Raw genomic sequence first — 25,743 nt, 5'->3', positions numbered from 1 at the left:
TCTCCTCTGTTGTTTATTTGATACCCATCACACTTTCATCTCCCGGTTTTTTCGCCGGGAGATTTTCCTCATTTGAAATAAACTAATTTCACCTCCGTTTTCGCATTATATTTTCTAATGTCACGAATTTTTGATTTAGTGTTTTTTGACATTTTTTCAGTTCTTAATATTGCTTTATTCAAATTAAGTTTCTCATTTGTTTATCTTTATATAGAGATTTGTTCATTTTTTGGTTTTTTATTCTGTTGCGATTTTGGCGTTTTTTAACCATAAGCTAATGTGATGATCAATTTTACCTTATGGTTAACAGTCTGTTTCGGTGGTAAGTTCAGGCAAAAGAGAACGATTGCGTTGGGGACCGGGAGTGGCTCCGATGCTGGGTTTCGTGGTGATAATTTCGCCATGGAAAAGTTGTCAGCCCCGCTTATTCAATGAGGACAAGATGGCACAACAGACTCCTTTATACGAACAACACACGCTTTGCGGCGCTCGCATGGTGGATTTCCACGGCTGGATGATGCCGCTGCATTACGGTTCGCAAATCGACGAACATCATGCGGTACGTACCGATGCCGGAATGTTTGATGTGTCACATATGACCATCGTCGATCTTCGCGGCAGCCGCACCCGGGAGTTTTTGCGTTATCTGCTGGCGAACGATGTGGCGAAACTCACCAAAAGCGGCAAAGCCCTTTACTCGGGGATGTTGAATGCCTCTGGCGGTGTGATAGATGACCTCATCGTCTACTACTTTACTGAAGATTTCTTCCGCCTCGTTGTTAACTCCGCCACCCGCGAAAAAGACCTCTCCTGGATTACCCAACACGCTGAACCTTTCGGCATCGAAATTACCGTTCGTGATGACCTTTCCATGATCGCCGTACAAGGGCCGAATGCGCAGGCAAAAGCTGCCACACTGTTTAATGACACCCAGCGTCAGGCGGTGGAAGGGATGAAACCGTTCTTTGGCGTGCAGGCGGGCGATCTGTTTATTGCCACCACCGGTTACACCGGTGAAGCGGGCTACGAAATTGCGCTGCCCAATGAAAAAGCGGCCGATTTCTGGCGTGCGCTGGTGGAAGCGGGCGTTAAGCCATGCGGCCTGGGCGCGCGTGACACGCTGCGTCTGGAAGCGGGTATGAATCTTTATAGTCAGGAGATGGACGAAACCATCTCTCCTTTAGCCGCCAATATGGGCTGGACTATCGCCTGGGAACCGGCAGATCGTGACTTCATCGGTCGTGAAGCCCTGGAAGTGCAGCGTGAGCATGGCACAGAAAAACTGGTTGGTCTGGTGATGACCGAAAAAGGCGTGCTGCGTAATGAACTGCCGGTACGTTTTACCGATGCGCAGGGCAACCAGCATGAAGGCATTATCACCAGCGGGACTTTCTCCCCGACGCTGGGTTACAGCATTGCGCTGGCGCGCGTGCCGGAAGGTATTGGTGAAACAGCGATTGTGCAAATTCGCAACCGTGAAATGCCGGTTAAAGTGACGAAACCTGTTTTTGTGCGTAACGGTAAAGCCGTCGCGTGATTTACTTTTTTGGAGATTGATTGATGAGCAACGTACCAGCAGAACTGAAATACAGCAAAGAACACGAATGGCTGCGTAAAGAAGCCGACGGCACTTACACCGTTGGTATCACCGAACATGCCCAGGAGCTGTTAGGCGATATGGTGTTTGTTGACCTGCCGGAAGTGGGCGCGACGGTTAGCGCGGGCGATGACTGCGCGGTTGCCGAATCGGTAAAAGCGGCGTCAGACATTTATGCGCCAGTAAGCGGTGAAATCGTGGCGGTAAACGACGCACTGAGCGATTCCCCGGAACTGGTGAACAGCGAACCGTATGCAGGCGGCTGGATCTTTAAAATCAAAGCCAGCGATGAAAGCGAACTGGAATCACTGCTGGATGCGACCGCATACGAAGCATTGTTAGAAGACGAGTAACGGCTTTATTCCTCTTCTGCGGGAGAGGATCAGGGTGAGGAACTTTTACGCCTCACCCTCACTCTCTTCGCAAGGAGAGAGGTTCACAATTCACTGCACGTTTCAGGAACCATCGCTCATGACACAGACGTTAAGCCAGCTTGAAAACAGCGGCGCTTTTATTGAACGCCATATCGGACCGGACGCCGCGCAACAGCAAGAAATGCTGAATGCCGTTGGCGCACAATCGTTAAACGCGCTGACCGGCCAGATTGTGCCGAAAGATATTCAGCTTGCGACCCCGCCGCAGGTTGGCGCACCGGCGACCGAATACGCCGCGCTGGCGGAACTCAAGGCTATTGCCAGTCGCAATAAACGCTTCACGTCTTACATCGGCATGGGTTACACCGCCGTGCAGCTACCGCCGGTTATTCTGCGTAACATGCTGGAAAATCCGGGCTGGTATACCGCGTATACTCCGTATCAACCTGAAGTCTCCCAGGGCCGCCTTGAAGCACTGCTCAACTTCCAGCAGGTAACGCTGGATTTGACCGGTCTGGATATGGCATCGGCTTCTCTTCTTGACGAAGCCACCGCTGCCGCCGAAGCAATGGCGATGGCGAAACGCGTCAGCAAACTGAAAAATGCCAACCGCTTCTTCGTGGCTTCCGATGTGCATCCGCAAACGCTGGATGTGGTCCGTACTCGTGCTGAAACCTTTGGTTTTGAAGTGATTGTCGATGATGCGCAAAAAGTGCTCGACCACCAGGACGTCTTCGGCGTGCTGTTACAGCAGGTCGGCACTACTGGTGAAATTCACGACTACACCGCGCTTATTAGCGAACTGAAATCACGCAAAATTGTGGTCAGTGTCGCCGCCGATATTATGGCGCTGGTGCTGTTAACTGCGCCGGGTAAACAGGGCGCGGATATTGTTTTTGGTTCGGCGCAACGCTTTGGCGTACCGATGGGTTACGGTGGCCCACACGCGGCATTCTTTGCGGCGAAAGACGAATACAAACGCTCAATGCCGGGCCGTATTATCGGTGTATCGAAAGATGCAGCTGGCAACACCGCTCTGCGCATGGCGATGCAGACTCGCGAGCAACATATTCGTCGTGAGAAAGCGAACTCCAACATTTGTACTTCCCAGGTGCTGCTGGCAAACATCGCCAGCCTGTATGCCGTTTATCACGGCCCGGTTGGCCTGAAACGTATCGCTAACCGCATTCACCGTCTGACCGATATCCTGGCGGCAGGCCTGCAACAAAAAGGTCTGAAGCTGCGCCATGCGCACTATTTCGACACTCTGTGTGTGGAAGTTGCCGACAAGGCGGGCGTACTGGCGCGTGCCGAAGCGGCTGAAATCAACCTGCGTAGCGATATCCTGAACGCGGTTGGGATCACCCTTGATGAAACCACCACGCGCGAAAACGTGATGCAGCTTTTCAGCGTACTGCTGGGGGATAACCACGGCCTGGACATCGACACGCTGGACAAAGACGTGGCTCACGACAGCCGCTCTATCCAGCCTGCGATGCTGCGCGACGACGAAATCCTCACCCATCCGGTGTTTAATCGCTACCACAGCGAAACCGAAATGATGCGCTATATGCACTCGCTGGAGCGTAAAGATCTGGCGCTGAATCAGGCGATGATCCCGCTGGGTTCCTGCACCATGAAACTGAACGCCGCCGCCGAGATGATCCCCATCACCTGGCCGGAATTTGCCGAACTGCACCCGTTCTGCCCGCCGGAACAGGCAGAAGGTTATCAGCAGATGATTGCGCAGCTGGCTGATTGGCTGGTGAAACTGACTGGTTACGACGCCGTTTGTATGCAGCCGAACTCTGGCGCACAGGGCGAATACGCGGGCCTGCTGGCGATTCGTCATTATCATGAAAGCCGCAACGAGGGGCATCGCGATATCTGCCTGATCCCGGCTTCTGCGCACGGAACTAACCCTGCTTCTGCACATATGGCAGGAATGCAGGTGGTGGTTGTGGCATGTGATAAAAATGGCAACATCGATCTGACTGACCTGCGCGCGAAAGCGGAACAGGCGGGCGATAATCTCTCCTGCATCATGGTGACTTATCCTTCCACCCACGGCGTGTACGAAGAAACGATCCGTGAAGTGTGTGAAGTCGTGCATCAGTTCGGCGGTCAGGTTTACCTTGATGGCGCGAACATGAACGCCCAGGTTGGCATTACCTCACCGGGCTTTATTGGCGCGGACGTTTCGCATCTCAACCTGCATAAAACCTTCTGCATTCCGCACGGTGGCGGCGGCCCAGGTATGGGACCGATCGGTGTGAAAGCGCATTTGGCACCGTTTGTACCGGGTCATAGCGTGGTGCAAATCGAAGGCATGTTAACCCGTCAGGGCGCGGTTTCTGCGGCACCGTTCGGTAGTGCCTCTATCCTGCCAATCAGCTGGATGTACATCCGCATGATGGGCGCAAAAGGGCTGAAAAAAGCAAGCCAGGTGGCAATTCTTAACGCCAACTATATTGCCAGCCGCCTGCAGGATGCTTTCCCGGTGCTGTATACCGGTCGCGACGGTCGCGTGGCGCACGAATGTATTCTTGATATTCGTCCGCTGAAAGAAGAAACCGGCATCAGCGAACTGGATATTGCCAAGCGTCTGATCGACTACGGTTTCCACGCGCCGACCATGTCATTCCCGGTGGCGGGTACGCTGATGGTTGAACCGACCGAATCCGAAAGCAAAGTGGAACTGGATCGCTTTATCGACGCGATGCTGGCTATCCGCGCAGAAATTGACCAGGTGAAAGCCGGTGTCTGGCCGCTGGAAGATAACCCGCTGGTGAACGCGCCGCACATTCAGAGCGAACTGGTCGCCGAGTGGGCGCATCCGTACAGCCGTGAAGTTGCGGTATTCCCGGCAGGCGTGGCAGACAAATACTGGCCGACAGTGAAACGTCTGGATGATGTTTACGGCGACCGTAACCTGTTCTGCTCCTGCGTACCGATTAGCGAATACCAGTAATTCACTGATTCGACTATCTTCTAAAGGCGCTTCGGCGCCTTTTTAGCTTGTTAATAAAGTGCGCTTTGTGTGTCGGATGAAGCGTAAATATAAACTCCTGGAGTTCAATATATGACAGGAGCGCCAGGCCTGATGAGCGGGGCGCATCAGGCACATCGGGTAATTAAAGCTTCTCGCCGTTGCTGGCAATCACCTCTTTGTACCAGTCAAAGCTCTTCTTACGTGAACGCGACATATCGCCAGTACCGTCGTCATGTTTATTCACATAGATAAAGCCGTAGCGTTTGCTGTACTGCCCGGTGGTAAACGACACGCAGTCGATGCAGCCCCACGGTGTGTAGCCCATCAGATCCACGCCATCGTAAGTCACCGCTTTTTTCATCTCTTCAATATGGGTGCGCAGGTAGTCAATGCGGTAGTCGTCGTTGATGCTGCCATCTTCTTCCACTTTGTCATAAGCGCCAAAACCGTTTTCGACAATAAACAGCGGCTTCTGATAACGCTCATACAGTTCGCAAAGTGCGTAACGCAGACCCACAGGATCAATCTGCCAGCCCCAGTCAGACGCTTTAACATACGGGTTTGGTACGCTGCCTTCAAAACCAGAGATCGCATCGCCGGTGCCGCCTTCGGCCTTCACCGCGTTGGTCATGTAATAGCTGAAACCGAGATAATCGCAGGTGCCTTCGCGCAGCACATCGAGATCGCCGTCTTCCATTTTGATGTTAAATCCGCGACGCTCCCACTCGTTCAACACATAGGACGGGTAATAGCCACGCAGTTGCACATCGGTAAAGACGTAGCGTTCGCGCATCGACTCCTGGGCGAACATCACATCGTCCGGATTACAGGAGTAAGGGTAGAGCGGCACCATCGCCAGCATACAGCCGACTTTCATTTCCGGGTTAATGCGACGCGCGGCTTTCACCGCCAGGGCGCTGGCGACAAACTGGTGATGCAGCACCTGGTACATCGTCTCTTCCGGGTTTTCATGCTCGGTATACACCACGCCGGAGCAGCAGTAACCGAACAGCGGTGCACGCCAGTTACGCTGGTTGTTAATTTCGTTGAAGGTCATCCAGTATTTGACTTTATGCTTATAGCGTTCAAATACCACTTCTGCGAAACGGACAAAGAAATCAACCACTTTACGGTTGGTCCAGCTACCGTATTGCTGCACCAGATGCAGCGGCATTTCAAAGTGGGAGAGGGTGATCACCGGTTCGATGTTGTATTTCAGCAGTTCATCGAACATATCATCGTAGAACTTCAGCCCTTCTTCGTTTGGCTGAGCTTCATCGCCTTTTGGAAAAATGCGCGTCCAGGCGATGGATGTACGAAAACATTTGAAGCCCATTTCGGCAAATAGCTTGATGTCTTCCTTGTAATGACCATAAAAATCAACGGCTTCATGGTTCGGATAGTATTTTCCTGGCAACACTTCTTTGGTGATTTCGCGCGGCACGCCGTGTGCGCCACCGGTCAGAACGTCACAAATGCTCGGCCCTTTGCCGCCTTTGTTCCAGCCGCCTTCGACCTGATGAGCGGCAACTGCGCCGCCCCATAAGAAATCTTTCGGTAAGGTGAGTTTTTTCACTATCATAGGCTCCAGATGAGTCAATTCTTACAGGAAATAGTACCATGCAGCCAAACGACATCACTTTTTTTCAACGTTTCCAGGATGACATTCTGGCTGGGCGTAAAACCATCACCATCCGCGACGAGTCTGAATCGCACTTCAAAACGGGTGATGTGCTTCGTGTCGGGCGTTTTGAAGATGACGGTTATTTTTGCACGATTGAAGTCACCGCAACCTCAACCGTAACGCTGGATACGCTGACGGAAAAACATGCAGAGCAGGAGAATATGACCCTGCTAGAACTGAAAAAGGTCATTGCCGACATCTATCCCGGCCAGACACAGTTTTATGTGATTGAATTTAAATGCCTTTAAATTGAACTCACGCCTGTTAGTTGAAATTTTGCATTTAATTTCATGATTTTTAGGAGATTAGTCCCAAATCAGAATTTATTTTAGCTAACAGGTGTTCACTGGAACTATTCTCAGTTACGCTGGAGAGGTATACATGTGCGTGTACGTTTCTCCGGAGTAAGTTATGGTTCAGAAGCCCCTCATTAAGCAGGGATATTCGCTGGCAGAGGAAATTGCCAACAGCGTCAGTCACGGCATTGGGTTGGTGTTTGGTATCGTTGGGCTGGTGTTGCTACTGGTTCAGGCGGTGGATCTCAATGCCAGCGCCACAGCGATAACCAGTTACAGCCTCTATGGCGGCAGTATGATCCTGCTGTTCCTCGCTTCGACGCTCTATCACGCCATTCCTCATCAACGGGCAAAAATGTGGCTGAAGAAATTTGACCATTGCGCTATTTACCTATTGATTGCCGGAACCTACACGCCGTTTTTGCTGGTGGGGCTGGATTCTCCGTTAGCGCGCGGGTTGATGATTGTTATCTGGAGCCTGGCATTGCTGGGGATTCTGTTCAAACTGACCATCGCGCACCGATTCAAAATTTTATCTCTGGTGACCTATCTGGCGATGGGCTGGCTGTCGCTGGTGGTGATTTATGAAATGGCAATTAAGCTTGCGGCGGGCAGCGTTACCTTACTGGCTGTAGGCGGCGTGGTTTACTCGCTCGGGGTGATTTTCTACGTCTGCAAACGCATTCCCTACAACCATGCCATCTGGCACGGCTTTGTGCTCGGCGGCAGCGTGTGCCACTTTCTGGCGATCTATTTATATATTGGGCAGGCGTAATGGGTGTGCCTTTGTAGGCCTGAAAAGACACACCCTTGTCGCATCAGGCGATAAATGCATGATGCGACACAGAGATTTACTCTTCGAGTGAATACGGCAGCGGCTCGATATGCAATGTATTCGCATCGTCACGCACGCGGAAGATGCTGTCCGGTTCCATATCGTTATTCATGACGACCTGTACCACGACCTGACCATCTTCCAGTTTTACCGCAGCCAGCACGGTTCCGGTACGACGCCAGTTCTCGCCCATTTTCAGCTCTAAGTCTTCACCGGCTTCCGGCAGTCGGCTGGCGCTACCCGTCAGCAACCAGAGCGCGCGTTTGTTGGCACCACGGAATTTAGCTCGCGCCACCATCTCTTGTCCGGTATAGCAGCCTTTTTTAAAGCTAATGCCGCCCAGCGCCTGGAGGTTGGTCGCCTGTGGGATAAACTGCCCGCTGTTGGCGGCATCAATCACCGGGAAACCCGCTTCAATGTTTAATGCCAGCCACTGTTGGCTATTGTTCAGTTCCGCTTCACCGCGCAGTTTATCGGTCAGCATATTGGCAGTGGCTTCATCAGTTACGATCAGGAAACGTTCTGCAGGGTGTTCAAACCATAGCAAAGTGGTCGCGCCTTCTTTAACTACCTGTTTTTCTTTCGAAGGCAGTTCACTAAAGATATTTGCCAGCGCGGCGCGCGCCTGAAAACCGGCAACACCAAGCAGCACACGCTCATCGTCCGGCGCGATGGTCACTTTAGAGAACACCGCATATTTTTTCAGTTCAGTCAGCTGCGGTTCACGCACACTGCGCCGTTCAATCCATGCAAAGCCATCGCCGTCGCGGAACAGACGTAAATTGCTCCACATTTTACCTTTGGCGTCGCAATGGGCGGCGAGCAGATGCTGATTTTCTGTCATCTGGCTGACATCTGCTGTCACCTGACCCTGCATATATTTTTCGCTGTCCGCGCCAGTAATGGTGGCAAGCGCCCAGTCATCAAGCGTTATCAGCGTCAGCGGTAAACGGGCAGACGCCGTAGGCTGACGGGGAGGAAAAGGTGTAAAAGCCATAATAGAGTCCTGAGTTGCTTAACGGCGTATTAATGACTAATGGTAAAAGAGCTATGAGGCAATGCAAGTGCTTTCACTACGCGATCTGTGCCTTCTGCGAGGCGACTTCCAAAAAAATGAAGCCCTTGAATTGTTGTGAATTAATTTCGCGATCGCGATTGTGTTTACTGATATTCCCGCAAAAGAAGTCGAAAAACACGTTACAATAGCCAGGTACTGGATTTTCGTGAGACAGGAAGAAGATGGACATTAACAACAAAGCCCGCATTCATTGGGCATGCCGCCGTGGTATGCGCGAACTCGATATTTCAATCATGCCGTTTTTCGAACATGAGTACGACAGCTTAAGCGATGACGAAAAACGCATCTTTATTCGTCTGCTGGAGTGTGACGATCCCGATCTGTTTAACTGGCTGATGAACCACGGTAAACCGGCCGATGCAGAACTGGAAATGATGGTCCGACTCATCCAGACACGGAACCGGGAACGTGGTCCTGTGGCAATCTGATCTGCGCGTCTCCTGGCGCGCACAGTGGCTTTCCTTGCTGATCCACGGGCTGGTTGCCGCTGTTATTTTACTCATGCCCTGGCCGCTCAGTTACACCCCGTTATGGATGGTGTTACTTTCGCTGGTGGTGTTTGATTGCGTTCGCAGCCAGCGGCGCATTAATGCTCGCCAGGGGGAAATTCGCCTGTTGATGGACGGGCGTTTGCGCTGGCAAGGGCAGGAGTGGAGCATCGTCAAAGCGCCGTGGATGATTAAGAGCGGCATGATGCTGCGTTTACGTTCTGACAGCGGTAAACGGCAACATTTATGGCTGGCAGCCGACAGCATGGACGAAGCCGAATGGCGGGATTTACGGCGGATATTGTTGCAACAAGAGACGCAAAGATAAAGATGACGGCAAAGCATATGCGCTAAGCCGTCAGTGACATCAGGCGTAATGCTCTGCCATTTCGTTGAGGATTTGCTCGCACCAGTTCTGAATACGCTCGTCGCTAAGGTCATATTGGTTAGTTTCGTCCAGCGCCAGACCCACGAACAGTTGCCCGTCAGCAATCACCGGTTTCGGGCTGGTAAACTCATATCCTTCCGTTGGCCAGTAGCCGACGAACTTCACGCCTTTGGTCGAGAGCTTGTCATGCAGCATACCGAGCGCATCGAGGAACCACTCGCCGTATCCCAGTTGATCGCCAAGCCCATACAGCGCAACAATTTTACCTTCGAGGTTCAGGTCGTCGAGCTGATCCCAGACGGCTTCCCAGTCTTCCTGGATTTCACCAAAATCCCAGGTCGGGATACCCAGAATGAGCACATCGTACTGCTCCATTAATTTCGGGGAGTCGTCCTTGAGGTTATGTAAGGTCACCAGTTCTGGACCGAGAATATCGCGGATTTTTTCTGCCGCCATTTCGGTGTAACAGGTGCTGGAACCGTAAAAAAGACCCATATTCATAACGTAAGCTTCTCGATTCTGCTGTGGCTTTTGTGGCTAGTGTATCAGAATCGCTTTAGTCACGGCACAATAAGGCATAATGGATCAAATGAGTGACCATAAGGGGCGCAAGTGAAACAGGATCTGGCACGCATCGAGCAGTTTCTTGATGCTCTGTGGCTGGAAAAAAATCTGGCTGAAAATACGTTGAACGCTTACCGTCGCGATCTGTCAATGATGGTGGAGTGGTTGCATCACCGCGGGTTGACGCTGGCGACGGCGCAAAGTGACGATTTGCAGGCATTACTGGCAGAAAGGCTGGAGGGCGGGTATAAAGCCACCAGCTCAGCGCGTTTGCTGAGTGCAGTGCGCCGATTGTTCCAGTATCTTTATCGCGAAAAGTTTCGTGAAGACGATCCCAGTGCGCATCTCGCTTCACCGAAATTGCCACAGCGTTTGCCAAAAGATTTAAGCGAAGCGCAGGTCGAACGTTTATTACAGGCACCATTAATTGATCAGCCACTGGAGCTACGCGATAAAGCCATGCTTGAAGTGTTGTATGCTACAGGGCTGCGTGTCTCTGAACTGGTCGGGCTGACAATGAGTGATATCAGCCTGCGTCAGGGCGTAGTGCGGGTCATTGGTAAAGGCAACAAAGAGCGCCTGGTGCCGTTAGGTGAAGAGGCGGTTTACTGGCTGGAAACGTATCTCGAGCATGGGCGACCGTGGTTGTTGAACGGTGTCTCTATTGATGTGTTGTTCCCCAGCCAGCGTGCGCAGCAGATGACGCGACAGACCTTCTGGCACCGCATTAAACATTATGCCGTGCTGGCGGGTATCGACAGCGAAAAGCTGTCACCGCATGTGTTGCGTCACGCTTTTGCCACTCATTTATTAAATCATGGTGCGGATTTACGCGTGGTGCAGATGCTACTGGGCCACAGCGATCTCTCCACCACGCAAATTTATACGCATGTCGCTACCGAGCGTCTGCGGCAACTTCATCAACAGCATCACCCGCGGGCGTGATGTCTGAAAAGAACGGGAAGATTTATGAAGAAAGGTTTTATGTTGTTTACTTTGTTAGCGGCGTTTTCAGGCTTTGCTCAGGCTGATGACGCGGCAATTCAACAAACGTTAGCCAAAATGGGCATCAAAAGCAGCGATATTCAGCCCGCGCCCGTAGCTGGCATGAAGACAGTTCTGACTAACAGCGGTGTGTTGTACATCACCGATGATGGTAAACATATCATTCAGGGGCCAATGTATGACGTTAGTGGCACAGCTCCGGTCAATGTCACCAATAAGATGCTGTTAAAGCAGTTGAATGCGCTTGAAAAAGAGATGATCGTTTATAAAGCGCCACAGGAAAAACACGTCATCACCGTGTTTACTGATATTACCTGTGGTTACTGCCACAAACTGCATGAGCAAATGGCAGACTACAACGCACTGGGGATCACCGTGCGTTATCTTGCTTTCCCGCGCCAGGGGCTGGACAGCGATGCAGAGAAAGAAATGAAAGCTATCTGGTGTGCGAAAGATAAAAACAAAGCGTTTGATGATGTAATGGCAGGTAAAAGCGTCGCACCAGCCAGCTGCGACGTGGATATTGCCGACCATTACGCACTTGGCGTCCAGCTTGGCGTTAGCGGTACTCCAGCAGTTGTGCTGAGCAATGGCACACTTGTTCCGGGTTACCAGCCGCCGAAAGACATGAAAGAATTCCTCGACGAACACCAAAAAATGACCAGCGGTAAATAATTCGCGTGAAACAACAGATACAACTTCGTCGCCGTGAAGTCGATGAAACGGCAGACTTGCCCGCGGAATTGCCTCCCTTGCTGCACCGTTTATACGCCAGCCGGGGAGTGCGCAGTGCGCAAGAACTGGAACGCAGTGTTAAAGGTATGCTGCCCTGGCAGCAACTGAGCGGCGTCGAAAAGGCCGTTGAGATCCTTTACAACGCTTTTCGCGAAGGAACGCGGATTATTGTGGTCGGTGATTTCGACGCCGACGGTGCCACCAGCACGGCTCTAAGCGTGCTGGCGATGCGCTCGCTTGGTTGCAGCAATATCGACTACCTGGTTCCAAACCGTTTCGAAGACGGTTACGGTTTAAGTCCGGAAGTGGTCGATCAGGCCCATGCCCGTGGCGCGCAGTTAATTGTCACGGTGGATAACGGTATTTCCTCCCATACAGGGGTTGAACACGCTCGTTCGTTGGGCATTCCGGTTATTGTTACCGATCACCATTTGCCGGGCGAAACATTACCCGCGGCGGAAGCGATCATTAACCCTAACTTGCGCGACTGCAATTTCCCGTCGAAATCACTGGCAGGTGTGGGGGTGGCGTTTTATCTGATGCTGGCGCTGCGCACCTTTTTGCGCGATCGGGGCTGGTTTGATGAACGCTGCATCGCAATTCCTAACCTGGCAGAACTGCTGGATCTGGTGGCGCTGGGGACTGTGGCAGACGTGGTGCCGCTGGACGCTAATAACCGTATTCTGACCTGGCAGGGGATGAGCCGCATCCGCGCCGGGAAGTGCCGTCCAGGGATTAAAGCGCTGCTTGAAGTGGCCAACCGTGATGCGCAAAAACTCGCCGCCAGCGATTTAGGTTTTGCGCTGGGGCCACGTCTCAATGCTGCCGGGCGACTGGATGATATGTCCGTTGGTGTGGCGCTGTTGCTGTGCGACAACATCGGTGAAGCGCGCGTGCTGGCAAATGAACTCGATGCGCTAAACCAGACGCGAAAAGAGATCGAACAGGGAATGCAGGCTGAAGCCCTGACCCTGTGCGAGAAACTGGAACGCAGCCGTGACACGCTACCCGGCGGGCTGGCAATGTATCACCCTGAATGGCATCAGGGCGTTGTTGGCATTCTGGCATCGCGTATCAAAGAGCGTTTTCACCGTCCGGTTATCGCCTTTGCCCCTGCGGGCGACGGTACGCTGAAAGGTTCTGGTCGTTCCATTCAGGGGTTGCATATGCGCGATGCGCTGGAGCGGCTGGACACGCTCTACCCCGGTATGATGCTTAAGTTTGGCGGCCATGCAATGGCGGCCGGGCTGTCACTGGAAGAGGATAAATTCGAACTCTTTCAGCAACGCTTTGGCGAACTGGTGACTGAGTGGCTGGACCCTTCACTATTGCAAGGCGAAGTGGTGTCAGACGGTCCGTTAAGCCCGGCCGAAATGACCATGGAAGTGGCGCAGCTACTGCGCGATGCTGGCCCGTGGGGGCAGATGTTCCCGGAACCGCTGTTTGACGGTCATTTCCGCCTTCTGCAACAACGACTGGTAGGCGAACGCCATTTGAAGGTCATGGTTGAACCGGTCGGCGGCGGCCCGCTGCTGGACGGCATTGCCTTTAACGTTGATACCGCCCTTTGGCCGGATAACGGCGTGCGCGAAGTGCAACTGGCTTATAAGCTTGATATCAACGAGTTTCGCGGCAATCGCAGCCTGCAAATTATCATCGACAATATCTGGCCAATTTAGCGTCATCTTCTCTATAAAAAAGAGTGTGGATTGGGTACAATCCCGCTCTTATCACCGCATTTTGACTAGCTCAAGAAAAGAAATCAGACCATGTTTGAAATTAATCCGGTAAATAATCGCATTCAGGACCTCACGGAACGCTCCGACGTTCTTAGGGGGTATCTTTGACTATGACGCCAAGAAAGAGCGTCTGGAAGAAGTAAACGCCGAGCTGGAACAGCCGGATGTCTGGAACGAACCCGAACGCGCACAGGCGCTGGGTAAAGAACGTTCCTCCCTCGAAGCCGTTGTCGATACCCTCGACCAAATGAAACAGGGGCTGGAAGATGTTTCTGGTCTGCTGGAACTGGCTGTAGAAGCTGACGACGAAGAAACCTTTAACGAAGCCGTTGCTGAACTCGACGCTCTTGAAGAAAAACTGGCGCAGCTTGAGTTCCGCCGTATGTTCTCTGGCGAATATGACAGCGCCGACTGCTACCTCGATATTCAGGCAGGCTCTGGCGGTACGGAAGCACAGGACTGGGCGAGCATGCTTGAGCGTATGTATCTGCGCTGGGCAGAATCGCGTGGTTTCAAAACTGAAATCATCGAAGAGTCGGAAGGTGAAGTGGCGGGTATTAAATCCGTGACGATCAAAATCTCCGGCGATTACGCTTACGGCTGGCTGCGTACAGAAACTGGCGTTCACCGCCTGGTACGTAAGAGCCCGTTTGACTCCGGCGGTCGTCGCCACACGTCGTTCAGCTCTGCGTTTGTTTACCCGGAAGTTGATGATGATATTGATATCGAAATCAACCCGGCGGATCTGCGCATTGACGTTTATCGCGCGTCCGGCGCGGGTGGTCAGCACGTTAACCGTACCGAATCTGCGGTGCGTATTACTCACATCCCGACCGGGATCGTGACTCAGTGCCAGAACGACCGTTCCCAGCACAAGAACAAAGACCAGGCCATGAAGCAGATGAAAGCGAAGCTTTATGAACTGGAGATGCAGAAGAAAAATGCCGAGAAACAGGCGATGGAAGATAATAAATCTGATATCGGCTGGGGCAGCCAGATTCGTTCTTATGTCCTTGATGACTCCCGCATTAAAGATCTGCGTACCGGGGTAGAAACCCGCAACACGCAGGCCGTGCTGGACGGCAGCCTGGATCAATTTATCGAAGCAAGTTTGAAAGCAGGGTTATGAGGAACCAACATGTCTGAACAACACGCACAGGGCGCTGACGCGGTAGTCGATCTTAACAATGAACTGAAAACGCGTCGTGAGAAGCTGGCGAACCTGCGTGAGCAGGGAATTGCCTTCCCGAACGATTTCCGTCGCGATCATACCTCTGACCAATTGCACGCAGAATTCGACGGTAAAGAGAACGAAGAACTGGAAGCGCTGAACATCGAAGTCGCCGTTGCTGGCCGCATGATGACCCGCCGTATTATGGGTAAAGCGTCTTTCGTTACCCTGCAGGATGTGGGTGGCCGCATTCAGCTGTACGTTGCCCGTGACGATCTGCCGGAAGGCGTTTACAACGAGCAGTTCAAAAAATGGGACCTCGGCGACATCCTCGGCGCGAAAGGTAAACTGTTCAAAACCAAAACCGGCGAACTGTCTATCCACTGCACCGAGCTGCGTCTGCTGACCAAAGCACTGCGTCCGCTGCCGGACAAATTCCACGGCTTGCAGGATCAGGAAGCGCGCTATCGTCAGCGTTATCTGGATCTCATCTCTAACGATGAATCCCGCAACACCTTTAAAGTGCGCTCGCAGATCCTCTCTGGTATTCGCCAGTTCATGGTGAACCGCGGCTTTATGGAAGTTGAAACGCCGATGATGCAGGTGATCCCTGGCGGTGCCGCTGCGCGTCCGTTCATCACCCACCATAATGCGCTGGATCTCGACATGTACCTGCGTATCGCGCCGGAACTGTACCTCAAGCGTCTGGTGGTCGGTGGCTTCGAGCGTGTATTCGAAATCAACCGTAACTTCCGTAACGAAGGTATTTCCGTACGTCATAACCCAGAGTTCACCATGATGGAACTCTATATGGCTTACGCAGATTACAAAGATCTTATCGAGCTGACCGAATCGCTGTTCCGTACTCTGGCACAGGATATTCTCGGTAAGACGGAAGTGACCTACGGCGACGTAACGCTGGACTTCGGTAAACCGTTCGAAAAACTGACCATGCGTGAAGCGATCAAGAAATATCGCCCGGAAACCGACATGGCAGATCTGGACAACTTCGACTCTGCGAAAGCGATTGCTGAATCTATCGGCATCCACGTTGAGAAGAGCTGGGGTCTGGGCCGTATCGTTACCGAGATCTTCGAAGAAGTGGCAGAAGCACATCTGATTCAGCCGACCTTCATTACTGAATATCCAGCAGAAGTTTCTCCGCTGGCGCGTCGTAACGACGTTAACCCGGAAATCACAGACCGCTTTGAGTTCTTTATCGGTGGTCGTGAAATCGGTAACGGCTTTAGCGAGCTGAATGACGCGGAAGATCAGGCGCAGCGCTTCCTGGATCAGGTTGCCGCGAAAGACGCAGGCGACGACGAAGCGATGTTCTACGACGAAGATTATGTCACCGCACTGGAACACGGCTTACCGCCGACAGCAGGTCTGGGAATTGGTATCGACCGTATGGTAATGCTGTTCACCAACAGCCATACCATCCGCGACGTTATTCTGTTCCCGGCGATGCGTCCGGTGAAATAAGCATTACGTTATGCTCACAACCCCGGCAAATGTCGGGGTTTTTTATTTAAGCTGGGTAAATGCAGATAATCTTTTTCTGGCTTCGCGATTTGTCGCCTGCATCACCATCCACGGACTGAACGCCCACGGCGTGGCATCAATACCGTGTAATACATCTGCTAAATCACACCATTGATAATCCATCACTTCATCATCATTGATCTGTAACGCACTGGTCGTGCGTGCGGCAAATACCGGACACACTTCATTTTCCACAATGCCACTCGGATCGGTGGCGCGGTAGCGAAAGTCAGGATAGATAGATTCAGGAGGCGTAATTTCCACGCCAAGCTCATAACGGCAACGGCGGATCACTGCGTCTTCGTTGCTTTCTCCCAGTTGTGGGTGCCCACAAACCGAGTTAGTCCACACGCCAGGCCATGCTTTTTTGCTCAGTGCGCGGCGGGTAACTAATAATTGCCCCTTGGCATTAAACAGCCAACTGGAGAACGCGAGATGTAAGAGGGTGTCTGCCGTGTGTGCGGCATACTTTTCCAGCGTACCCGTGGGAACTCCCTGTGCATTCAATAAAATGACGTGTTCCGTTTGCATAATTTCTCACATGTAATTCTGATCACTCATCATTATAGATAATTGAAGAGTGAAATGATTAACCAAGTGAGCGTTTATCGACAACCGCCCGTTTTGAGCGGATGCCGACAGGTAAAAACCATTTAAAAAAGTAGCATCATATATTTGAAGCGACTTTCAATGGCCATTGCAACACAGTCAGAAATGACAGGAATAGAGAGAGTAAAAAGCAACAACAGACTGAATATAGCGCGCATTAAAAGATTCATATTATTCTCCATGCTCATTTTTCTTCAGCTTGCGCATCAGAAGCCACATACGTACTGTCCTGACTTTTAAATCTTTATCAGAGACGGATTCCTTCACCAGATCAGCATGATGCTGATAGCCATTAAAGAAGACGTTCAGCACAACGGCGCTAAGGGTTGCGAGCATAATGCCGCTATGCAGCAACGGTTGCAGTACGGCCGGTAACTTAGAAAAGAAATCGTGAGAGAGCGTCGGAGTCATGCCAACGCCGAGACTGATCGCCACAATATAGAGGTTGTAACGGTTAGTGGTGTAGTTACAGCGCGACAGAATTCGAATCCCTGTCGCCAGTACCATGCCGAACATCACCAGCCCAGCACCGCCCAGCACAAATTGCGGAATGGAGGCGACCAGCACCGCCATTTTTGGCACCATGCCAAACAGGATTAATATAATTCCCGAAGAAATACACACCCAGCGGCTATGAACGCGCGTCACGCTAACCAGGCCAACGTTTTGTGAAAATGACGTGTGGGGGAAGCTGTTAAACGTTCCGCCTATCATTGTCCCTACGCCATCGACACGCAGCCCGCGAATAATATCGTGTGAAGAGAGTTTACGACCGACTATTTCACCCAGTGCCAGGAACATCCCCATCGACTCGATAAACACGATGATTAACACGGCAGTCATGGTCAGAATGGAAACGGGATCGAAAATCGGCATACCAAATGACATCGGCGTGACAATCGCAAACCATGAAGCATCATGTAGCCCGGATAAATTGACTTCATTCATCATCCACGAAAGTAAAAAGCCAAATACAATCCCCAGTAATACGGCGACGTTGGACATAAATCCTTTCGCATAGCGAGTAATGAGCAAGATAAAAATTAAGACGGCAAAGGAGATACCTAAATAAACGGGATTACCATATTGCGGATTCCCTTTACCTCCGGCGGCCCAGTCAATACCCACCTGAATGATGCTAAGCCCGATAGAAGTAATAACCACACCGGTAACCAGTGGCGGGAATAAAGGCATCAAGCGACCGATAAGTGGCGCTAATAATGTGGTGATAAAACCCGCGGCGATAGTGGCACCAAATATCCCCAGCAGGCCGATATCCGGGTTCATGCCAATGGCTATCATTGGTGTTACAGCGGCGAAGGTCACCGACATAATCACCGGCAGGCGGATCCCCATAAAGCGGCCGATACCGATACATTGCAATAATGTGACGATCCCGCAGCAAAAGAGATCCGAGCTAATGAGCATCGCAATAGTTTCTTTTGAGAGGCCCAGTCGGTCACCAATCATAAGAGGAACAGCGACTGCACCTGCGTACATGACAAGGACGTGTTGCAGACCGAGTATGATCAGCTTTCCTGGTGATAATATGCGGTCAACCTCATCAGTTGGGCGATCTTGCCCTGAAGATGAGGGAAGTTGGGAATCTATGGCGCTCATCAGTGTTTCTCCTTTCGCCCGCCAGAGTAAAAAGCAACCGTTTACGTTATTGAAACTGTCTAAACATATGCTCGTGGAGTGCCAGTTTTTGCGAGGAAGGGGAGTTAGAGACAGGAATTGCGGAGGCAATCACATAATCGTGGTTAAACCACGATTATGAGAAGAGAACCTGACAATGGAATTATCTGTAATTTTCTCATATTGATATTTCATTAATCATTCTGGCATGTCGCACTCTCGCATTTAATCGTTTTTATCTGGATAGCGCTCTTTTAGTCGGCAATGTTGAGATAATGAAAGCGGCATAGATTGAGGGGCAATAATTTGAACTCAGTCGCAAAATTATAATTAAAACGGTCATGCTACCTCATATATGCCCGTTTATTGCATCGCGAAATTTGAGAAGACATAACTCATTAAATGAAAGGGATGCAAATGAATAAGTTTATCGCTGCTGAAGCTGCGGAATGTATAGGCTGTCATGCTTGTGAAATTGCCTGTGCGATGGCACATAATCAAGAAAACTGGCCGCTGAGTCACAGTGACTTTCGACCGCGTATCCACGTTGTAGGGAAAGGCCAGGCTGCGAATCCGGTGGCCTGCCATCACTGCAACAATGCCCCTTGCGTTACGGCTTGTCCGGTTAATGCTCTGACTTTCCAGCCCGATAGCGTACAACTGGACGAGCAAAAATGTATTGGTTGTAAAAGATGCGCAATCGCTTGCCCCTTTGGCGTCGTTGAGATGGTCGATACGATTGCGCAGAAATGCGACCTTTGTAACCAGCGCAGTTCCGGCACGCAAGCCTGTATTGAAGTCTGCCCAATACAGGCGTTACGGCTGATGGACGATAAAGGGTTGCAGCAGATAAAGGTGGCCCGCCAGCGCAAAACGGCAGCAGGAAAAGCGTCATCAGACGCTCAGCCATCTCGCAGTGCAGCGTTGCTCCCCGTTAACTCGCGTAAAGGCGCAGATAAAATTTCAGCGAGTGAACGGAAAACCCACTTTGGCGAAATCTATTACGGGCTGGATCCACAACAAGCGACTTATGAGAGTGACCGCTGTGTTTATTGCGCCGAAAAAGCTAACTGCAACTGGCATTGCCCGCTGCATAACGCTATTCCGGATTACATCCGTCTGGTGCAGGAAGGAAAGATTATTGAAGCGGCAGAACTTTGCCACCAGACCAGTTCCTTACCAGAAATCTGCGGCAGGGTATGTCCACAGGACCGTCTTTGTGAAGGCGCATGTACTTTGAAAGATCACTCTGGCGCAGTCTCTATCGGGAATCTGGAACGCTACATCACCGATACCGCGCTGGCGATGGGCTGGCGTCCCGATGTCAGCAAAGTTGTTCCCCGTATCGAAAAAGTGGCGGTGATTGGCGCTGGGCCTGCAGGGTTAGGGTGTGCTGATATTCTGGCGCGCGCAGGAGTTCAGGTTGATGTCTTTGATCGCCATCCAGAAATTGGCGGTATGCTGACTTTTGGCATTCCTCCTTTCAAACTCGATAAAACGGTATTAAGCCAGCGGCGAGAGATATTCACCGCAATGGGAATCGACTTTCATCTTAACTGTGAAATTGGCCGCGATATTACCTTTAGCGATTTAACTTCTGAATATGATGCAGTTTTCATCGGCGTGGGGACTTACGGGATGATGCGAGCAGATCTGCCGCATGAAGATGCGCCCGGTGTCATTCAGGCTCTACCGTTCCTGACTGCCCATACCCGCCAGCTCATGGGGTTGCCGGAGTCTGAAGAGTATCCGCTGACGGATGTGGAAGGTAAGCGAGTCGTGGTATTGGGCGGTGGCGATACGACCATGGATTGTTTGCGGACTTCCATCCGCCTCAATGCCGCCAGCGTGACCTGCGCGTATCGTCGTGATGAAGTCAGTATGCCGGGCTCGCGCAAAGAGGTGGTCAATGCGCGCGAGGAAGGTGTCGAGTTTCAGTTCAATGTTCAGCCGCAATATATCGCTTGTGACGAAGATGGGCGTTTAACTGCGGTGGGCCTGATTCGTACAGCCATGGGTGAGCCGGGGCCGGATGGTCGCCGTCGTCCTCGTCCGGTAGCGGGTTCAGAGTTTGAATTGCCCGCCGATGTTCTCATTATGGCCTTTGGTTTCCAGGCGCATGCCATGCCGTGGTTGCAGGGCAGCGGAATTAAACTCGATAAATGGGGCCTGATTCAAACCGGTGACGTCGGGTATTTACCTACCCAGACGCATCTGAAAAAAGTCTTTGCTGGTGGTGATGCTGTTCATGGCGCGGATCTGGTTGTCACTGCAATGGCCGCAGGAAGGCAGGCGGCGCGCGATATGTTAACTCTGTTTGATACGAAGGCATCGTGATGAAATTGTTAATTATCGTTAATCCGGCTGACTGTATTGGCTGCCGTACTTGTGAAGTGGCCTGTGTGGTCGCTCACCCTTCAGAACAGGAGTTGAATGCCGATGTCTTTTTACCCCGGCTGAAGGTACAGCGACTGGACAGCATCAGTGCGCCGGTGATGTGCCATCAGTGTGAAAATGCCCCTTGTGTTAGCGCTTGCCCCGTGGGGGCGCTGACGATGGGCGAGCAGGTGGTGCAGACCAATTCTGCCCGTTGTATTGGCTGTCAGAGTTGCGTCAGTGCGTGCCCGTTTGGAATGATCACCATTCAGTCGTTGCCGGGGGATACCCGGCAACAAATCGTGAAATGCGATCTCTGTGAACAGCGGGAAGATGGGCCAGCCTGCGTTGAATCTTGCCCAACACAGGCGCTGCAGTTGCTTACTGAAAGAGAACTCAGGCGAGTCCGCCAGCAGCGTATTGTTGCCAGCGGTAAGAATCCTCTCTGAAAGAAATCTCCGCGCTGAAAGGCGCGGAGAATCTATTAGATTGCCCAACCGCCCGCGTAAAATGCGACCAGTGCGGCAGTAATGATCACCGTACCAATATTCAGCTTTTGCCATTCGCGTGCAAAGACGCGGCCTACGACCAGTGTCACAAAGCCCAGCATAATACCGGTAACGATATTACAAGTCAGAACGATGAACACGGCACACACCAGGCCAGCCATTGCGTCAATAAAATCATTGAAATCCAGCTTCGAGACGTTACTTAACATCAGCAAACCTACGTACATCAGAGCGGGTGCAGTGGCGTAACCAGGGATCAAAAATGACAACGGTGATAAGAACAAAATCAGCAGGAATAACGCCCCCACTACGGTTGCGGTCAACCCTGTTTTACCCCCGGCGGCGGTTCCTGCCGCTGATTCGATATAAACCGCTGCGGGCGCTGCGCCCACCAGGCCGGAGAATATTGAACTTACTGAGTCACTGGTCAGGGCTTTGCCGCCGTTGATGATCTGGTTGTCTTTATCCAACAAATTCGCCTGACCGGCGACGGCACGGATGGTACCAGTGGCGTCGAACACTGCGGTCATCACCAATGCTAGTACACTCGGAAGTACAGTTGGCTGGAGTGCGCCCATAATATCGAGGCTGAAAATCAGAGACTTACCATCTTCGCCAGTCAGGCTTGGCATCGCCACCAGACCGTGGTATTTCACCGCTGGATCAAAGATTAAGCCGATGATCGAAATTGCAATAATCACCAACAAGATCCCGCCTGGTACGCGGCACTTTTCCAGACCGAAGATGACCGCCAGCCCCAGCAAGCTCATCATCACCGGGAAGGAGGTAAACGCACCGAGCGCCACTGGCAAGCCTTCAATCGGGTTTTTGATAACCATTCCCACACCGTTAGCAGCAATCAGCAGCAGAAACAGGCCGATACCGATACCTGTACCGTGAGCTATCCCCATCGGTAAATTACGTAAGATCCAGGTACGCACACCGGTTACGGAAATGGCGGTGAAGATGACGCCCATCAGAAAGACCGCGCCCAGTGCGACAGGAACGCTAATTTGTTGCCCGAGAACCAGACTGAATGCGGTAAACGCCGTCAAGGAAATCGCGCAACCAATCGCCATTGGCAAATTGGCCCATAATCCCATCAGCAACGAGCCGAAGCCCGCGACCAGACAGGTGGCAACAAACACAGCTGCGGGAGGAAAACCTGCTTTGCCCAGCATTCCCGGAACGACGATAACGGAATAAACCATGGCCAGAAAGGTCGTTAAGCCAGCCAGTACTTCCTGACGAACGGTACTGCCACGAGCGGTAATTTTAAAATAATTATCCAGCGCGCCCTGTGGCTTTGGTGCGTCCGGTGTTTGTAGGATGTCTCCAGACATAATGATGTCCTCACGAGGATGTTAAAGTTTTATTATTAGTTGCGTTCGTACACCAGACGACCATCAACGTAGGTGCGGTAGATCGAACGGTCATCGCCCAACGTCATCATCACGAACAATTTGTCGACTAAAGAAACAGAGTTGTCATAGCGCAGCTGCTGTAGCGGAGTGGCGGTGGGTTCCATCACCACGAAATCAGCCTCTTTGCCAGGTAAAAAGTTGCCAATCAAATCGTCAAGGCCCAGAGATTTCGCTCCGCCGAGCGTGGCCAGGTAAAATGCTTCATATGCCGAGAGGCGATAGCCTTGTAGTTGCAACACTTTGTAGGCTTCGTTTAGCGTTTGCAGCATGTTGAAAGTTGTTCCGGCACCGATATCCGTTCCCATGCCCACTTTGACTTTCTTCTGCCATGCTTTTTTCAAGTTGAATAAGCCGCTGCCGAGGTAAAGGTTGGAGGTCGGACAGAAAGCAATGCTGGATTTGGTTTCGCTAAGACGATCCCACTCTTTTTCTTCGAGATGGACGCAGTGAGCAAAGACACAGTTTTTACCGGTCAGGCCGTACTGATGGTAAACATCCAGATAGCCATCATGTTCAGGATAAAGTTCTTTCACCCAGGCAATTTCATCTTTGTTTTCACAGAGATGGGTATGTACCCACGTATCCGGATATTCTTCTTTCAGGCGTTTCGCCATCGTCATCTGTTCAGGAGATGAGGTAGGGGCGAAGCGTGGCGTAATCGCATACAACAGACGACCATTTTTGTGCCAGCGCTCGATCAGTTCTTTGCTTTGGTGATAGCTGCTTTCGGCAGTGTCGAGCAGATAATCCGGTGCGTTGCGGTCCATCATCACCTTACCGGCAATCATACGCATATTGATATGGCTGGCGGCTTCAAACAGCGCATCAACGGATTGCGGATGAACAGTGCCAAACACCAGAGCCGTGGTGGTTCCGTTACGTAAAAGCTGCTTGATGAAGAACGCCGACATTTCGCGGGCGTACTCTAAATCCTCATAACGACGTTCAGTAGGGAAGGTGTGTTTATTCAACCACTCCAGCAATTGTTCACCATAGGCCCCCACCATTTCACTTTGCGGATAATGGATATGTGTATCGACAAAGCCCGGTACTATCAGTTTGCCGCGATAGTCGCGCACGCGAATAGTGTCAGGAATTTGATGCTTTCCGTCTTCCCATTCACCAAACCATTCCACTTTTCCCTGTTTAATGAGTAATAAACCATCCTCAATAAACCGCAGCGCAGAGGCAATCTCTTCCGGGTTGTCGACCGTACGCGTGACATCAATAAAACTGCCTCGTACCGCTTTTAACGTGTGTTCTCCTGACATCATTGACTCCTTTACTGTTAATCCATCTCTTCCGCTGAGGTAATACCAGGCAGAACGTTTTCCTGTCGGTAGCCACCAGGGAGGATAATATTTAATAAAATCGCAGTTAACCCGCCAGCACAAATAGGGTTTTCAACTAGTACATAAATAGAGGCTGGCAATATTTTAAAAATTTCGGGATCGTAGGAGACGCCAAGTCCTAAACCTAAAGAAGTGGCGACAATAAGTGTTTCTCGGCGCTTTAAACCGTTGGTGATGATGATGCGAATCCCAGCGATAGCAATCATGGAAAACATCAACGTCATTGCGCCTCCCAGAACTGCCGAGGGTATGGTTGTGAAGAAGCCGCCAATCATCGGAAACAAGCCGAGGATAACCAGCATTACCGCGATGGTTCGCCCGACATAACGTGAAGCGACGCCAGTCATCTGAATAACCCCATTATTTTGCGCAAACGTGGTTAAGGGTAATGAACCGACAGCGGAGGCGATAACAGAAACCAGACCATCTGCCAGCACGCCGCCTTTCAGTCGGGACTGATACTCTTCCCCCTGAATGGGGCGGCGGGAAACCATTGCCGTGGCGGTGATATCGCCGACAGCTTCCAGCACGCTAAGCAAATAAATCGTGCCAACCACCAGGAACTGATGGAAGCTGAAACTAAACCCGTATTTGAACGGATGCGGGATGGTGATTAACGGCAAATTGCGCATACTGCTGAAATCCACCATGCCCAGGCATAACGACGCGATATAACCGACGCATAGCCCAATGGCGATCCCTCCCATGCGTAGCAACGGACTGCGACAGCAGTTAAAGCCGATCACCACAATCAAAACCAACAAACCAACGCCGAGATGTTCGTAATTGCCGAAGGTACCGCTGCTTTTGGCTGCAAATCCACCGCCAAAATCGATAATGCCGACTTTAATCAGGCTTAAGCCGATCATCAGTACCACAATACCGCTGACAGTAGGCGTAATAACCCGACGTAGGTAGGGCAAGATAAATGAAGAGCCGACAACCAGAAATGCGCCAACGAAGGAGACGCCAAGCAGCGACGACATGATTAACTCTTCGTGAAAACCGTCGCTTTTCATGCTGCTGCCCAGCGCAATCATGACCGTAACAAATGAAAAATTGACTGACTGAATTGAGAGTAGGCCAGAACCGACGATGCCATAGCGGTTTACTTGTAACCAGGTACCAATACCAGAGGCGATCATCGCCATTGAAACAAGATAGGCAGTTGTTTCAGCGGAAAGCTGTAAGGCCGCACCCACGATTAACGCGGGGGTTACCATCGGAACGAAAATTGCCAACAGATGGGTAATGGCACCAACGAGAGCCTGATGAAAGGGAGGGCGATCCTCCAGTTCAAATATAAGGTCAGAACCTGCATGGTTTATATCAGACATCCCTTCA

At 51.5% G+C, this 25,743-nt stretch carries 25 protein-coding genes; 15 read left to right on the top strand and 10 right to left on the bottom strand.

Going from position 1 to position 25,743, the window contains the following annotated elements:
* Positions 1-68: 68 nt before the first annotated feature.
* Positions 69-152, bottom strand: a complete 84-nt coding sequence (locus ACJHYR_RS03830) for a hypothetical protein (RefSeq protein ID WP_122633141.1) — start codon at positions 150-152, stop codon at positions 69-71.
* Between the two features lie 290 nt (positions 153-442).
* On the opposite strand from ACJHYR_RS03830, the gene gcvT reads away from it, so the two are divergent.
* The 3 genes from gcvT (at position 443) to gcvP (ending at position 4,942) form a co-directional block, all read left to right on the top strand.
* The gene (gcvT, locus tag ACJHYR_RS03825; RefSeq protein WP_000068719.1) at positions 443-1,537 is read left to right on the top strand and encodes a glycine cleavage system aminomethyltransferase GcvT; all 1,095 of its coding nucleotides are present in this window, start codon (positions 443-445) and stop codon (positions 1,535-1,537) included.
* A 23-nt stretch (positions 1,538-1,560) separates the two neighbouring features.
* A complete protein-coding gene (gcvH, locus tag ACJHYR_RS03820) occupies positions 1,561-1,950 on the top strand; it encodes a glycine cleavage system protein GcvH (RefSeq protein ID WP_001295377.1) in 390 nt (129 codons plus the stop codon).
* Positions 1,951-2,068: 118 nt separating this feature from the next.
* Positions 2,069-4,942 (top strand): aminomethyl-transferring glycine dehydrogenase, encoded by a 2,874-nt coding sequence (gene gcvP, locus ACJHYR_RS03815; RefSeq protein WP_059327657.1) that lies wholly within the window; start codon positions 2,069-2,071, stop codon positions 4,940-4,942.
* Positions 4,943-5,105: 163 nt separating this feature from the next.
* On the opposite strand, the gene bglA is transcribed toward gcvP, so the two are convergent.
* On the bottom strand, positions 5,106-6,539 hold the full coding sequence (gene bglA, locus ACJHYR_RS03810) for a 6-phospho-beta-glucosidase BglA (protein WP_059327701.1): 1,434 nt from the start codon (positions 6,537-6,539) through the stop codon (positions 5,106-5,108).
* A gap of 44 nt (positions 6,540-6,583) precedes the next feature.
* On the opposite strand from bglA, the gene yqfB reads away from it, so the two are divergent.
* Positions 6,584-6,895, top strand: coding sequence for a N(4)-acetylcytidine aminohydrolase (yqfB, locus tag ACJHYR_RS03805; RefSeq protein WP_001182949.1), 312 nt, complete (start codon positions 6,584-6,586; stop codon positions 6,893-6,895).
* Positions 6,896-7,058: 163 nt separating this feature from the next.
* Entirely contained in the window at positions 7,059-7,718 is a 660-nt protein-coding gene (trhA, locus tag ACJHYR_RS03800) for a PAQR family membrane homeostasis protein TrhA (protein WP_000250269.1), read from the top strand.
* 76 nt (positions 7,719-7,794) lie between these two features.
* On the opposite strand, the gene ygfZ is transcribed toward trhA, so the two are convergent.
* Complete coding sequence (gene ygfZ, locus ACJHYR_RS03795) at positions 7,795-8,775, bottom strand: tRNA-modifying protein YgfZ (RefSeq protein WP_000886050.1); 981 nt, start codon at positions 8,773-8,775, stop codon at positions 7,795-7,797.
* Positions 8,776-9,017: 242 nt separating this feature from the next.
* Between ygfZ and sdhE the strand changes: the two genes are divergently transcribed.
* Positions 9,018-9,284, top strand: coding sequence for an FAD assembly factor SdhE (sdhE, locus tag ACJHYR_RS03790; protein WP_000354046.1), 267 nt, complete (start codon positions 9,018-9,020; stop codon positions 9,282-9,284).
* A complete protein-coding gene (locus ACJHYR_RS03785) occupies positions 9,265-9,672 on the top strand; it encodes a protein YgfX (protein ID WP_000244781.1) in 408 nt (135 codons plus the stop codon). Before sdhE ends, ACJHYR_RS03785 begins: the two co-directional genes overlap by 20 nt.
* Positions 9,673-9,711: 39 nt before the next feature.
* Here the strand turns inward: ACJHYR_RS03785 and fldB are convergent, their stop codons facing one another.
* Positions 9,712-10,233, bottom strand: coding sequence for a flavodoxin FldB (gene fldB / locus ACJHYR_RS03780; RefSeq protein ID WP_001055888.1), 522 nt, complete (start codon positions 10,231-10,233; stop codon positions 9,712-9,714).
* 111 nt (positions 10,234-10,344) lie between these two features.
* On the opposite strand from fldB, the gene xerD reads away from it, so the two are divergent.
* From xerD to lysS, 5 genes are all read left to right on the top strand, one after another.
* Positions 10,345-11,241, top strand: coding sequence for a site-specific tyrosine recombinase XerD (xerD, locus tag ACJHYR_RS03775; RefSeq protein ID WP_000806638.1), 897 nt, complete (start codon positions 10,345-10,347; stop codon positions 11,239-11,241).
* Positions 11,242-11,265: 24 nt separating this feature from the next.
* Positions 11,266-11,976 (top strand): bifunctional protein-disulfide isomerase/oxidoreductase DsbC, encoded by a 711-nt coding sequence (gene dsbC / locus ACJHYR_RS03770; protein WP_000715213.1) that lies wholly within the window; start codon positions 11,266-11,268, stop codon positions 11,974-11,976.
* Between the two features lie 5 nt (positions 11,977-11,981).
* Complete coding sequence (gene recJ, locus ACJHYR_RS03765) at positions 11,982-13,715, top strand: single-stranded-DNA-specific exonuclease RecJ (protein ID WP_000813175.1); 1,734 nt, start codon at positions 11,982-11,984, stop codon at positions 13,713-13,715.
* Positions 13,716-13,805: 90 nt separating this feature from the next.
* Positions 13,806-14,904, top strand: a protein-coding gene (gene prfB, locus ACJHYR_RS03760; RefSeq protein WP_001701073.1) for a peptide chain release factor 2 whose coding sequence is annotated in 2 segments (ribosomal slippage) — positions 13,806-13,880 and positions 13,882-14,904 — 1,098 coding nt in all. Because the reading frame shifts where the segments join, the coding sequence is not laid out codon by codon here.
* Positions 14,905-14,913: 9 nt separating this feature from the next.
* Positions 14,914-16,431: a lysine--tRNA ligase gene (gene lysS / locus ACJHYR_RS03755; protein WP_000003071.1), complete on the top strand. Its 1,518-nt coding sequence runs from the start codon at positions 14,914-14,916 to the stop codon at positions 16,429-16,431.
* 42 nt (positions 16,432-16,473) lie between these two features.
* On the opposite strand, the gene idi is transcribed toward lysS, so the two are convergent.
* The gene (idi, locus tag ACJHYR_RS03750) at positions 16,474-17,022 is read right to left on the bottom strand and encodes an isopentenyl-diphosphate Delta-isomerase (protein WP_042028892.1); all 549 of its coding nucleotides are present in this window, start codon (positions 17,020-17,022) and stop codon (positions 16,474-16,476) included.
* Between the two features lie 54 nt (positions 17,023-17,076).
* Here idi and ACJHYR_RS03745 point away from each other — a divergent pair, with 54 nt between their 5' ends.
* Positions 17,077-17,148 (top strand): protein YqfH, encoded by a 72-nt coding sequence (locus ACJHYR_RS03745; RefSeq protein ID WP_120795390.1) that lies wholly within the window; start codon positions 17,077-17,079, stop codon positions 17,146-17,148.
* On the opposite strand, the gene yqfG is transcribed toward ACJHYR_RS03745, so the two are convergent.
* Positions 17,145-17,270, bottom strand: a complete 126-nt coding sequence (yqfG, locus tag ACJHYR_RS03740) for a protein YqfG (RefSeq protein WP_001050745.1) — start codon at positions 17,268-17,270, stop codon at positions 17,145-17,147. The two genes, ACJHYR_RS03745 and yqfG, sit on opposite strands and share 4 nt — an antisense overlap.
* A gap of 1 nt (position 17,271) precedes the next feature.
* A complete protein-coding gene (uacT, locus tag ACJHYR_RS03735; RefSeq protein WP_072837408.1) occupies positions 17,272-18,720 on the bottom strand; it encodes a urate/proton symporter UacT in 1,449 nt (482 codons plus the stop codon).
* Positions 18,721-19,155: 435 nt separating this feature from the next.
* Here uacT and ygfT point away from each other — a divergent pair, with 435 nt between their 5' ends.
* On the top strand, positions 19,156-21,075 hold the full coding sequence (ygfT, locus tag ACJHYR_RS03730; protein WP_059327658.1) for a formate-dependent uric acid utilization protein YgfT: 1,920 nt from the start codon (positions 19,156-19,158) through the stop codon (positions 21,073-21,075).
* A complete protein-coding gene (locus tag ACJHYR_RS03725) occupies positions 21,075-21,563 on the top strand; it encodes a 4Fe-4S dicluster domain-containing protein (RefSeq protein WP_072837409.1) in 489 nt (162 codons plus the stop codon). Before ygfT ends, ACJHYR_RS03725 begins: the two co-directional genes overlap by 1 nt.
* A gap of 35 nt (positions 21,564-21,598) precedes the next feature.
* Here the strand turns inward: ACJHYR_RS03725 and ghxQ are convergent, their stop codons facing one another.
* The 3 genes from ghxQ to xanQ are packed head-to-tail and all read right to left on the bottom strand — an operon-like array spanning position 21,599 to position 25,736.
* On the bottom strand, positions 21,599-22,966 hold the full coding sequence (gene ghxQ / locus ACJHYR_RS03720; protein ID WP_000012163.1) for a guanine/hypoxanthine transporter GhxQ: 1,368 nt from the start codon (positions 22,964-22,966) through the stop codon (positions 21,599-21,601).
* A gap of 35 nt (positions 22,967-23,001) precedes the next feature.
* Positions 23,002-24,318: a guanine deaminase gene (gene guaD / locus ACJHYR_RS03715; protein ID WP_001604802.1), complete on the bottom strand. Its 1,317-nt coding sequence runs from the start codon at positions 24,316-24,318 to the stop codon at positions 23,002-23,004.
* 17 nt (positions 24,319-24,335) lie between these two features.
* Positions 24,336-25,736 (bottom strand): xanthine/proton symporter XanQ, encoded by a 1,401-nt coding sequence (xanQ, locus tag ACJHYR_RS03710; protein ID WP_001280192.1) that lies wholly within the window; start codon positions 25,734-25,736, stop codon positions 24,336-24,338.
* Positions 25,737-25,743 lie beyond the last annotated feature (7 nt).

It is taken from the genome of Escherichia sp. WS1450 (assembly GCF_046487395.1).
GTDB classification, from domain to species: domain Bacteria; phylum Pseudomonadota; class Gammaproteobacteria; order Enterobacterales; family Enterobacteriaceae; genus Escherichia; species Escherichia coli.
The sequence above is the reverse complement of the archived record's forward strand: the minus strand, read 5'-3'. Positions and strand labels throughout refer to the sequence as shown.